Source organism: Nocardioides luteus, assembly GCF_014648595.1.
In the GTDB taxonomy this organism is placed as follows: domain Bacteria; phylum Actinomycetota; class Actinomycetes; order Propionibacteriales; family Nocardioidaceae; genus Nocardioides; species Nocardioides luteus.
In genome coordinates, this window is the sequence record NZ_BMRK01000007.1 from 15463 (window position 1) to 26903 (window position 11441).

Annotated in this window: 10 protein-coding genes and 1 riboswitch; of the genes, 5 read left to right on the top strand and 5 right to left on the bottom strand. The window is 71.7% G+C overall.

The features are described 5' to 3' along the window. Nucleotides 1–7: 7 nt before the first annotated feature. A complete protein-coding gene (locus IEY81_RS10430) occupies nucleotides 8–628 on the bottom strand; it encodes a hypothetical protein (RefSeq protein WP_189118423.1) in 621 nt (206 codons plus the stop codon). A 40-nt stretch (nucleotides 629–668) separates the two neighbouring features. Continuing rightward, entirely contained in the window at nucleotides 669–1382 is a 714-nt protein-coding gene (locus tag IEY81_RS10435) for a hypothetical protein (RefSeq protein WP_189118424.1), read from the bottom strand. 335 nt (nucleotides 1383–1717) lie between these two features. Here IEY81_RS10435 and IEY81_RS10440 point away from each other — a divergent pair, with 335 nt between their 5' ends. Further along, on the top strand, nucleotides 1718–2959 hold the full coding sequence (locus IEY81_RS10440; protein WP_189118425.1) for a PucR family transcriptional regulator: 1242 nt from the start codon (nucleotides 1718–1720) through the stop codon (nucleotides 2957–2959). A 3-nt stretch (nucleotides 2960–2962) separates the two neighbouring features. On the opposite strand, the gene cbiE is transcribed toward IEY81_RS10440, so the two are convergent. After that, nucleotides 2963–4264, bottom strand: a complete 1302-nt coding sequence (gene cbiE, locus IEY81_RS10445) for a precorrin-6y C5,15-methyltransferase (decarboxylating) subunit CbiE (RefSeq protein ID WP_189118426.1) — start codon at nucleotides 4262–4264, stop codon at nucleotides 2963–2965. 58 nt (nucleotides 4265–4322) lie between these two features. Beyond that, a riboswitch (cobalamin riboswitch) is annotated at nucleotides 4323–4456 on the top strand. Between the two features lie 24 nt (nucleotides 4457–4480). On the opposite strand from cbiE, the gene IEY81_RS10450 reads away from it, so the two are divergent. The 4 genes from IEY81_RS10450 to IEY81_RS10465 are packed head-to-tail and all read left to right on the top strand — an operon-like array spanning nucleotide 4481 to nucleotide 10753. Next, the gene (locus tag IEY81_RS10450; RefSeq protein ID WP_229787668.1) at nucleotides 4481–6580 is read left to right on the top strand and encodes a VWA domain-containing protein; all 2100 of its coding nucleotides are present in this window, start codon (nucleotides 4481–4483) and stop codon (nucleotides 6578–6580) included. Continuing rightward, nucleotides 6580–7194: a cob(I)yrinic acid a,c-diamide adenosyltransferase gene (gene cobO, locus IEY81_RS10455; RefSeq protein ID WP_189118427.1), complete on the top strand. Its 615-nt coding sequence runs from the start codon at nucleotides 6580–6582 to the stop codon at nucleotides 7192–7194. Before IEY81_RS10450 ends, cobO begins: the two co-directional genes overlap by 1 nt. Continuing rightward, nucleotides 7188–9764, top strand: coding sequence for a bifunctional hydrogenobyrinic acid a,c-diamide synthase/histidinol phosphate aminotransferase CobBC (gene cobBC / locus IEY81_RS10460; RefSeq protein WP_189118428.1), 2577 nt, complete (start codon nucleotides 7188–7190; stop codon nucleotides 9762–9764). The genes cobO and cobBC overlap by 7 nt, the downstream gene beginning before the upstream one ends. Continuing rightward, on the top strand, nucleotides 9761–10753 hold the full coding sequence (locus IEY81_RS10465; RefSeq protein WP_189118429.1) for a cobalamin biosynthesis protein: 993 nt from the start codon (nucleotides 9761–9763) through the stop codon (nucleotides 10751–10753). The genes cobBC and IEY81_RS10465 overlap by 4 nt, the downstream gene beginning before the upstream one ends. 189 nt (nucleotides 10754–10942) lie before the next feature. Here the strand turns inward: IEY81_RS10465 and IEY81_RS10470 are convergent, their stop codons facing one another. Together IEY81_RS10470 and IEY81_RS24460 are read right to left on the bottom strand one after the other, a co-directional pair. Then, on the bottom strand, nucleotides 10943–11311 hold the full coding sequence (locus IEY81_RS10470; RefSeq protein ID WP_229787672.1) for a hypothetical protein: 369 nt from the start codon (nucleotides 11309–11311) through the stop codon (nucleotides 10943–10945). Continuing rightward, nucleotides 11299–11430 (bottom strand): hypothetical protein, encoded by a 132-nt coding sequence (locus IEY81_RS24460; protein WP_268244494.1) that lies wholly within the window; start codon nucleotides 11428–11430, stop codon nucleotides 11299–11301. The genes IEY81_RS10470 and IEY81_RS24460 overlap by 13 nt, the downstream gene beginning before the upstream one ends. Nucleotides 11431–11441: the final 11 nt, after the last annotated feature.

Here is an 11441-nt window from a genome sequence, read left to right on the forward strand (position 1 = left end):
CGGTCGATCACGGGTTGGTGATCGTCAGGCCCTGAGCCGTCCAGCTCCCGGTCACTGAGATGCTCTGCCCCTTGGCGATGCCGAGAAGCGTGCAGATGAAACCCTGCGGGTCGTCGGAGATGACCAGGGTCGACCCGGTGGGCGCGAACACCCCCGTGGAGTCATCGAAGTCACCGGTGACCGTGCCGGCGACGTTGAAGTCACAGCTCGCCGCGGAGACGGACGCGGTCACGTCCCGGAGCACGGCAGGGGAGACCGAGCCGACCTCCGCTCCGGTGATCGCGACGTCCCAGGTGCCGGTCGGCTCGACGACGGTGTCCCCGGCGATCGGGTTGGTGCAGTTGTCGGACGTGAGGTCAGGCAGCGTTCCCGCCGACTCCCCGAAGGCCCGGCTCGTACCGGAGTTCGAGATGCTGCCCGAGAGGTCGAACGTCTCGCAGGTCAGCGTCTGGCCGGCCTCATCGGCGGTGAAGGCCACGTCGTTGCCGACGAAGACGACCGGGTCGGGGCCGGTGGGCGTGTAGGTGTCGGCGGCCGCCTGAGCAGGCGCAGACATCGCGGCGACGGTGGCGCTGGCGAGCGCTCCGGCGGCGAGACCGGTGAGCACGCGGCTGGTGAGTTTCTTCATGACACTTTCTCCTTGGGTGGTGGGTTGATCCCCGAGCGGATCAATCAGTGCCCGCGCGGGGGTTGGAGATCTGAAGGTCAAGGGTGTTGTCGCTGCCCGGCACCAGTGCGTTGACCGCGACCGAGCCGAACCAGGGGAAGAAGCCGGGGATGTCGAAGAAGTTCAGCGGTGCGCACCCGGTGAACTCTCCGATCGTGTAGGTCGAGGTGACCCGGCCACCGCCGTTGACGGTGAAGTACTCACCCTCGGGAGTGCTGGCGGTGATGTTGACCGGCTCCGCGGTGTGGCAGCGGCTGCCGACGGACAGCGGCCACCAGATGCCGAAGATCTTCGCCTCGATGTCGCTGAGCTTGATGTCGTAGGCGACGGTCGAGGTGAGGGTCGACTTGCCGAGCTGATCGGTGGGCACGAGGGCGCCGGTCAGCTCTCCGACCTGGGTCATGGTGACCTTCGCCCGGGCAGGGATCCCGAAGATGTCGAAGGCCATGGTCTGGGTCGGGATCGCGAGGGAACCCCCGACGATGGCGCCGTCGGTGAGGTCCAGGGTCGACTTGAGCACTGAGGGTCCGAGGTCCATCGACGCGTCGACCTGGGCACCGATGTGCGTCGTACCGACGGCGTCGTAGTCGACCTTGAGGGTCGGGTTGTCGCTGGCTTGTGCAGCGGGGGTCCCCGCGAGCATCGCGGTGGCCAGGAGCGCGGTGAACGCTGTGGCGACCCACGTGCGGCGACGGGGTAGAGGCTGGGTTCTCACGGTCTCCCCTTGGGTTCAGGTGGACGTGATCGAGTCGGTGTGACGTCGACCACAACTGCGTTGACGCACCTATTGAGGCGGTGGGCGCCGATCGCTGGCAACCGAGTCGGCCCCGGGAGGTCTCGGAGCGGGTGAAAATTGTCAGATCGGTGACAACTTCGCCTCAGTCCCCAAAAGTTGTGAGGGTCGTCACAACTTTTCACCCTTGTCTCGGCTCGTGCGCAGATCGCTCTGGACGACGGGTCGGCGGGGCCCTTCACTACAGGTGGGATGACGTCCCCCGCGCGGCACCCCACGTCGCGGCAGAGCGAGGGACGGATGTGGAGGAGAGTTACGTGACTTCGACGACACGACCGAACAGGGACACGTTCACGGGCCTGATCCCGAGGAGGCCCCATCCGACGCTGCGGATCAACCTGTCACCGCCACCGAACGCGATCGCCCGGGAGATCGTGGTGGCCTGCCGGCCGCGGGCACGGCGCCTGTCGAACCGCATCGCCGGCCGCATCTGCCACGAGGTCGCCGCTTTCGGCGACCCGCGGGTGCACGACCTGATCGAAGAGGCGCTGGGCGAGGCGGTCGCGCTGTTCATCGACGCGATGGCCGGCGCTCCCGTACGAGGCACCACCGTCGCGGACATCTATCAGCGGCTGGGCAACCGGGAGGGGCGGGCCGGGCACAACCTCGACGCCATGCGGGCCGCCCACCACATCGCGACCCAGGAGTCGTGGCGGGAGCTGTCCAAGATCGCCGAGGAGCTCGACCTGCCGGTCGCCGCGGTCGGCTATCTCGCCGAGGCGCTCCTCGACTACCAGCACCAGCTCCTCGAGCACGCGATGCGGGGTTTCGCCGAGCCCGCGCCGCCCGCCGACCCTCGCTTCCAGCTCTTCGCGTCGCTCATCGGTGCCGTGCCGACCACCGACCTGGCGGCCCTGGCCGAGCGGGCCGGCTGGACGACCACCGACCGGGTGGCCGTCGCGGTCGTCCCCGGCGAACCCGTCTCCGCCGACCTCACCGCCCCCACCGCCCGGCTGATCACCGGCCGCAGCGAGGACGCCACCATCCTGATCGGCCCCGCCTCCGAGCTGCACCCGCGCGCCACCGCGATCGCGGCGGCCACCGACCGTCCGGTCGCGGTCACCTGGGAGGTACGCCTCGCCGACACCCACCACGCCGTACGTTGGGGTCAGCGCGCCCTCGCCCTGGTCGCCGAGCAGGTCATCCGCCCCGCCGAGGACGGCGTCGTGTGGTGCGCCCAGCACCAGTCGGAGCTGTGCCTGTACGCCGACCCGAAGCTGCGCCGCTTCGCCGACGAACAGCTCCTCGCGCCCCTACTGGACGAGACCCCGAAGCGCCGTCTGGCACTGGCCGAGACGATGCTCGTCTGGCTGCGTACCCGCCCCAGCGCTCCCGCCGTCGCCGAGCTCCTCGCCGTCCACGAGCAGACCGTCCGCCACCGCCTCAAGCGCATCAAGGAGCTCTTCGGCGACCGCCTCAGCGACCCCGCCGAGACCGTCGGCCTCCTCGCCGCGCTGGAGTCGACCACTCCCCGGTGGCGCCGGGAGATCGCGTGTTGACCCTCACCGAGCCCACTGCACGACCGCGCGCTGGGGCGCCCAGCCGCGGAAGGTGCCGATCGAGTCGACGGACTCGACCGAGATCCGGGTCAGCTCGCCGCCTCGCTCCGCGTGCTGCCGCGCCAGGAGCTGCTCGGTCTCCAGGGTGACGCCGTGGACGACGATCCGGCCGCCGGGGCGGAGGGCGGCGAGGCAGGCGTCGAGCACGCCGGGGCGGGTCGCGCCGCCGCCGATGAAGATCGCGTCGGGTGGTCGGAGGTCGGCGAGTGCGTCGGGGGCTCGTCCTTCGACGATCCGTAGTCCTGGGGTGCCGAGCCTCGCCGCGTTTCGGGCGATCCGGGAGGCCCGCTCGGGGTGGCTCTCGACGGCGGTGGCGGTGCAGGTCGGGTGGGCCCGCATCCACTCGATCCCCACCGATCCGGCACCTGCGCCGACGTCCCAGAGGTGCTCGCCGGGGGTCGGGGCCAGCCGGGCGAGGGCTGAGGCGCGGAGGTCTCGTTTGGTCAGCTGGCCGTCGTGCTCGAAGGCGTCGTCGGGGAGGCCGGGGGTCCAGGAGGTGGGGAACGACTGTGTTGGTCTCGACACGCCTCCGCCTAGCGGCTCCGGCGGCTCGACCGGCGTGGAACCCTCACCCCCGCTGGTTGAGCCGGACCCGCGAGGAACGAGCGGGTCCGTGTCGAAACCAACACGGTCGCGTACGCATTCGATCGCCACGATGTTGAGCTTCGGCGACTCGGCGGCCCACGCCTCAGCGACAGCCGTACGCCTGCTCTCCGAAGTCGCTCCGAGGTCACCCAGAACGGTCATCACCGAGGCTCCGAAACCGGTTCTGACCAGGAGCTCCGCGATCTCGGCCGGAGTCGACCCGTCCGACGAGAGAGCCAAGATCCGACGCCCCGGCGCGAGCTCCCGAGCGACCAGCGCCACATCCCGACCGACCACGCTGACGACCGTGCACGACTCGGCCGCCCACCCCATCCGCGCACGAGCGAGCGAGACGGAGGAGACGGCCGGCTCGATGCGTACGTTCTCGCGACCGAGCAGGTCGATCAGGGTGGTGCCGATGCCGGAGACGAGCGGGTCTCCTGAAGCCAGTGCCACCGCGTCGCCGAGGCCTTCGAGCAGGTCGGGAAGGCCCTCGCGCAGCGGCGACGGCCACGGCTCCCGCCGCTGCCCAGGCACGTCGGGGACCAGGGCGAGATGGCGCTTACCCCCCAGCAGGACCGAGGCTTCCCGGATCAGCTGCTGGTGACGTACCGGAATCTCGTCCCAACCCCCGGCACCGATGCCCACCACGACGATCATGGGGCCAGACGCTACAGTGACCGCACAGACGCGAGGTGCCCTGACTGCCCAGCCATCGCCAGACGGTGAGGACGGTGGGACGGGAGAATCTGGGAAGCCGGTGAGATTCCGGCGCAGGCCCGCTGCGGTGAACCGAGCCCCATCACGGGGACTCGGCAAGTCCGAAGACCGGCCCCGCGTCCGCCCATTGAACGCGATAGGGAGCGGGAGCCTCTCATGCCGGTGCACTACCCATTTTCTGCTGTCCTCGGCTGCGCAGCCGACTCGGCCACAGACCTCGACGACATGGGCCTCGCGCTCGTGCTCACCACGATCTCGCCGGAGATCGGCGGCGTCCTCGTCCGTGGCGAGAAGGGCACGGCGAAGTCGACAGCCGTACGTGGCCTGGCGGCCGTGCTGCCGTCGATCTCGGTCTACGCGGGAGACCGGTTCTCGATCGATCCCGACGACCCGTCCGCGGAGTCGCCGGACGGTCCGTTCGGGCCGGGCGTTGCGGTGGAGAGCCGCCCGGTGCGCCTGGTGGAGCTCCCGGTGGGCGCCACCGAGGACCGGGTCGTCGGCTCGCTCCACCTGGAGAGCGCACTCTCGCGCGGCGCGATCGAGTTCGAGCCGGGGCTGCTGGCGCGCGCCCACCGCGGGCTGCTGTACGTCGACGAGGTCAACCTGCTCCACGACCACCTCGTCGACCTGCTGCTCGACGCCGCCGCGATGGGCCGGGTCTCGATCGAGCGCGACGGTGTCTCGATCGAGCACGCCTCGCGCTTCGTGCTGATCGGCACCATGAATCCGGAGGAGGGCGAGCTGCGCCCGCAGCTCCTGGACCGCTTCGGGCTCACCGTCGAGGTCGCCGCGCCTCGGGACCCGGCGCTGCGCGCGGAGGTGGTACGCCGCCGGATGGCGTTCGACCTGGACGCTGCCGCTTTCGCCGAGGGCTTCGCTTCTGCCGAGCGGGAGCTGACTGCCCGGATCGTCGCCGCGCGTGGGCTGGTCGGGAAGGTGCGGCTCACCGAGCCCGGGCTGCTCAAGATCGCCGAGGTCTGCGCGGCATTCGAGGTCGACGGGCTGCGTGCCGACATCGTCACCGCCCGCACCGCCGTCGCCCACGCGGCCTGGGCCGGCCGCTCCGAGGTCACTCGTGCTGACATCCGGCGGGCTGCGCTGCTGGCTCTGCCGCATCGGCGTCGGCGGAATCCGTTCGATGCGCCCGGGCTCGATGAGGAGCTGCTCGATCGGATCCTCGGGGATGACGAGCTGCCGCCTGATCCGCCGGAGGGGCCGGACGACCCGGAGGTCGAGCCTGTCGAGGCCGCTCCTCAGGAGACCTCGACCACGGACGAGGTCTCGACAAGCTCGACCAGCGATGACGCCCCGTCGGTCGAGCCCGGCGAGCGCCAGCGAGCCGGTGTCGAGACCAACACAGACGCTTCCGAGGACGATCAGCCCGGGGTCTCGACAAGCTCGACCTCCGGTGGGGACGGCTCGACCACCGCCGCCGCCCCCGCCTACCGCCCCCGTCTCCTGACGGTCACCGGCGTAGGCACCGGAAGGACCGGTGGCCGCAGCAAGGCGATCGGCACCACCGGCCGCCGGATCGGCGCGGACACCAGCACCCACGGCTCGCTCCACCTCGTCGAGACGCTCAAGGCGGCCGCCGGGAAGCAGAGCGCCCGACCGCGTACCTCTGCGCAGGTCGAGCTCCGACCCGAGGACCTCCGCACCGCGGTGCGCGAGGGGCGGGAGGCCAACCTGGTGCTGTTCTGCGTGGACGCGTCCGGGTCGATGGCCGCGCGCAAGCGGATGGCGCAGGTGAAGGCGGCGGTGCTCTCGCTGCTGCTCGACGCCTACCGGCGCCGCGACAAGGTCGGCATGATCACCTTCCGCGGCGAGGACGCCGAGCTGGTCCTGCCGCCGACCGGCTCGGTCGACCTCGCCGCAGCGCGCCTCGACGAGGTGCCCGCCGGAGGACGTACGCCATTGGCCGAAGGCCTCCTCGAGGCCGCCCGGGTGCTGCAGCGCGAGCGGCTTCGCGACCCCGATCTGCGGCCGCTGCTGGTTGTCGTCACCGACGGGCGTGCCAACTCCAAGGCACACGGCAAGGAGGCGGTCCGACGCTCGCAGCAGGCCGCCGCGTACGTCGCCGGCCTGGGGGTCACCACCGTCGTCATCGACTCCGAGAGCGGGCCGATGCGGCTCGGGCTGGCGCGTGAGCTGGCCGGTCATCTGGGCGCGGAGCACGTGCCGGTCGCCGAGGTGAGTGCCGAGGCGCTGACCTCCGCGGTGCAGAGCCGCACGCAGACCTGGAAGGGAGCGGCCTGATGCCGAAGGGACAGCCGCTCGTCGTACCGGACGACGGGCTCACCACCCGCCAGCGTCGCAACCGGCCGCTGCTGATGGTCCACACCGGGCCCGGCAAGGGGAAGTCGACCGCGGCCTTCGGGCTCGCGCTGCGCGCGTGGAACCAGGGATGGCGGATCGGGGTCTTCCAGTTCGTGAAGTCGGCCAAGTGGCGCATCGGCGAGCAGACGGTGCTGGAACGCCTCGGTGCGCTGCACGAGGAGACCGGCGAGGGCGGGCCGGTCGACTGGCACAAGATGGGCTCCGGCTGGTCCTGGTCGCGCAAGCAGGGCGACGCCGAGGACCATGCCGCGGCGGCCGCCGAGGGCTGGGCCGAGATCAGACGGTGCCTGGCGGACGAGCGTTACGACCTGCTCGTGCTCGACGAGTTCACCTATCCGATCAAGTGGGGTTGGGTCTCCGCCGACGAGGTGGCCTCGGTGCTCGCTTCGCGGCCCGGGCGTCAGCACGTCGTGATCACCGGTCGGGATGCCGATCCGGCGTTGCTCGAGGTCGCCGACCTGGTCACCGAGATGACCAAGATCAAGCACCCCATGGACGCCGGTCAGAAGGGCCAGCGGGGCATCGAATGGTGAGCCTGCCCCGGCTGGTGGTGGCTGCCCCTTCGACCGGGTCGGGGAAGACGACCGTCGCCACCGGGCTGATGGCCGCGCTGCGTACGTTCTCCGGGTTGACGGTCAGCGGTCACAAGGTCGGCCCCGACTACATCGACCCGGGTTACCACGCGCTCGCCACCGGGCGGCCGGGACGCAACCTCGACCCGCATCTGGTCGGCGAGGAGCGGGTGGTGCCGCTGCTGCTCCATGGTGCCGTCGGCGCCGACGTCGCGGTCGTCGAGGGCGTCATGGGCCTCTACGACGGGCGCCTCGGCACCTCCGGGTTCGCCTCGACCGCTCATGTCGCCGCACTGACCTCCTCGCCGGTGGTGCTGGTGCTCGACGTCGCCCGGATGTCGCGCTCCACCGCCGCGATCGCCGCCGGGATGGCGGTCTTCGACCCGTCCGTACGCATCGGGGGAGTCGTGCTCAACCGGTGTCGTCCGGGGAGGAACGCCGACGAGATCACCGGCGCTCTGGAGCACGTCGGGCTGCCGGTGCTCGGGATGCTGCCGCCCGATGACTCGCTCGCCACCCCGTCGCGCCACCTCGGGCTCGTGCCCGTCGACGAGCGGGCGGAGTCGGTCGCGCTGATCGAGCGGCTGGGGGAGCAGGTCGCCGCTCATCTGGATCTTGCCGCGCTCATGGAGGTCGCGCGGTCTGCCCCGGGGCTCGAGGGAGATGCCTGGGATCCGGGGCTGGCGTTGGCAGTGGCCGGGGGCGGGCAGAATCCCGCCATGGCGGGAAAATGGGCCTCCCAGGGTAGCGATGTGGTCCCATTTTCCCGCCATGGCGGGAAAATGCACGGCTCGGCCGGATCACGGCAACGGGAGCGCCCGATCATCGCCGTCGCCGGCGGCCGCGCGTTCACGTTCCGCTATCCCGAGACCGAGGAGCTCCTGGCGGCAGCAGGCTGCGACGTACGCTCCTTCGACCCGCTCACCGACCCCGCGCTCCCCGAGGGCACCAGCGGGATCTACCTCGGCGGTGGCTTCCCCGAGATGTACGCCGCCGAGCTCGCCGCCAACCGGTCGCTGCTCGCCGACCTCCGGACCGCGGTGGAAGCCGGGATCCCGACGGTCGCCGAGTGCGCCGGGCTCCTCTATCTGGCCGAGTCGCTCGACGGCACCCCCATGGCCGGCGCCGTGCCCGCCCACGCCGCCATGAGCGAACGGCTCACTCTGCGCTACCCCGTCGCGACCGCCGCCTCCGACTCCCTCCTCACCCGCGGCGGCGAGGAGGTCACCGGCCACGAGTTCCACCGCACCACCACCTCACCCGCCGCCGGATCCGAGGCTGCCTGGACCATCGACGGCGCACCGACCGGCTTCAGCAGCGACACGGTGCATGCGGCGTACCTGCACGTGCACTGGGCCGGATATCCCCATCTGGCAGCTCGTTTCGCGGCTGCGGCTCATGAGGCGAGGGCGCATTTTCCCGCCATGGCGGGAAAATGCGCCGCAGAGACCGCTGACTCGCCCGCAGAATCCCGCCATGGCGGGAAAATCACCTCCCCCGCACCAGCCACCCCCGACAGCCCGCCGAACGACCCGCTGCGACATCACGGAGATGTCGAAGTCGGCGACGACCTGCTCGACTTCGCGGTGAACGTCTACCCGGGCGAGCGGCCGAGCTGGCTCGACGAGGCGCTCCACGAGTCGCTCGCCTCGGCCGCCTATCCCGACGAGGAGCCCGCCCGCGCTGCGCTGGCCAAGCACCACGGCCGCGAGCGTGCCGAGGTGCTGCCGACGGCGGGGGCGGCGGAGGCATTCACTCTCGTCGCGCGAGCACGGCCGTGGCAGAAGCCTGTCGTCGTCCATCCCCAGTTCACCGAGCCGCACGCGGCGCTCGAGCAGGCCGGCCACCAGGTCACCGAGGTGCGTCTGAGCGCCCGGGACGGATTCTCACTCGACCCGGCCGCGGTGCCCGACGACGCGGACCTGGTCATGATCGGCAACCCGACCAACCCCACCGGCGTGCTCCACCCGGCCACCGCCATCCGAAAGCTCCTCCGCCCAAGGCGGCTGGTCGTCGTCGACGAGGCGTTCATGGATGCGGTGCCCGGCGAGCCGGAGACGCTCACCACCACCCGCGACGACGGCCTCCTGGTCATCCGCAGCCTCACCAAGCACTGGTCGATCCCGGGCGTCCGTGCCGGCTACGTCGTCGGCGACTCCGGGGCGATCAACGACCTCGAGGCCGTGCGTACGCCCTGGTCCGTCTCGTCCACGGCAGCCGCCGCAATGCTCGCCTGCGCCACCGAGCGCGCGAGCGCCGAAGCCCGCGAGCGCGCGGACCGGATCGGCGCCTGGCGCGACCACCTCGAGGCGGGTCTCAGAGCGCAGCAGATCGAGCACGTCCCCTCGACGGCCTCCTTCGTCCTCGCCCGCCCGGGAGTAGGGGTCCGCGAGCTTCTGCGCGACGAAGGCATCGCCGTACGCCGCGCCGACACCTTCCCCGGCCTGGGCCCGGAGTGGGTGCGGATCGCCGTACGCCCGGTGGAGCAGACCGACCGACTGCTGTCGGCGCTGAGAAGGTGCAAGCGATGACGCCGTGTGCTGCCCAGCGTGCGCCCAGGCGCACCTCTGGCAGCACACCGCGAGCGGTCGGGATTCTTCTTGGGTTTGCAATCGATCGTCTTGTCGGGGATCCGCGTCGGTTTCATCCGGTTGCTGGGTTCGGCACGGTGGCGGATCGGGCCGAACGGGCCTGGTATGCCGACTCTCGGGCTCGAGGCGTCCTCCACACCGTCACCATGGGCGGGGGAGCGGTGGTACTCGGCGCCGCGGCCGAGCGGGTTGTTCCCGGCCGGGGCGGACGGATGTTGCTGACCGCCGCCGCGACCTGGGCGGTGCTGGGCGGGCGCTCGCTGGAGCGGGAGGCGTTGGCCGTCCATGCGCATCTCGCCGCCGACGACCTGCCAGCGGCGCGCGAGCAGGTGACCCGTCTGGTGGGTCGCGACACCGCCGCCCTCGACGCCTCCGAGGTGACCCGCGCGGTCGTCGAGAGCGTCGCCGAGAACACCTCCGACGCGGTCGTCGCGCCGCTGGTCTGGGGAGCGATCGGGGGAGTCCCCGGCCTGCTCGGCTACCGCGCCGCCAACACCCTCGACGCCATGGTCGGGCACCACAACGAGCGCTACGAGCGCTTCGGCTGGGCCAGCGCCCGGCTCGACGACCTGCTCAACCTGCCCGGCTCCCGGCTGTCGGGCGTGCTCGCGATGGCTGCCGCGCCGAGCAGTGCGGGCGATGCCGTACGCGCCTGGCGCCGTGACGCCGCCCGGCACCCCAGCCCCAACGCGGGCGTCGTCGAGGCCACCTTCGCGGGCACGCTGGGGGTGCGGCTGGGCGGCACCAACACCTACTACGGCAATCGCATCGAGCACCGCGCCGTCATGGGCGACGGCCGCGCGACCGAGCCCGCCGACATCCCCCGCGCCACCCGGCTGGCCCGCCGGGTCGGCATCGGTGCGGCGCTGGTCGCGGCGGCGTACGCAGTGTCCGGCCGGATCCGCTGGTCGAGCCGCCGGAGCCGCTAGGCGACCGAGCGAGGCCGGCTGGCGAGCTTGCTCGTCCGGTTGTGCCGAGCGTGGGAGCCCCGAGCGAAGCGAGGGCGGCGGAGGCGTGTCGAGAGCAACACAGTCCTATCGAGCGCGGCAGGGGACTGTGTTGGTCTCGACACGCTCGGCCGCGGGCGGCCTCGCGGCTCGACCAGCAGTGGCGGTTGCTCAGCGTCCGTGACGGAAGGCCCGCGCCAGCACGGCGGGCGGGGCATCAGCGATGCCTGGTCCGCCGTCGCCGGCCCAGCGCGCCAGGGCGTCGGCGACCCGTGCCGTGCCGACCCGGGCGACCCAGACGGGCCGGGCGCCGCGCCGCCGGCCCTCGGGCGAGGGTCCGACGACCACGACGTCGGCCTTCTCGCAGGGGCCGAGGCAGTCGGCGACGCGTACGGTCGCCGACTCCCCGGCCACCTCGTTCAGGGTCGCCAGCACGCCCTCGTGGTCGACCCCGGGCGACTTGCGCTCGGTGCCGCAGCAGCATCCGCGGCAGACCGTCAGCGTCGGCCTCCCAGCAACGGGGCGGGTCACCCCTCGCACGCCTCGCAGTCTGGCCCGTTCTCGATCGCGCAGACCTCGGCGTCGCTCCAGTCGTCCCAGCTCAGGTCGTCGATGGCGTCGGTGGTGGTCGTGGTGGTCGGGTTCTCGTTCATGGTCATGCCTCTCGTGA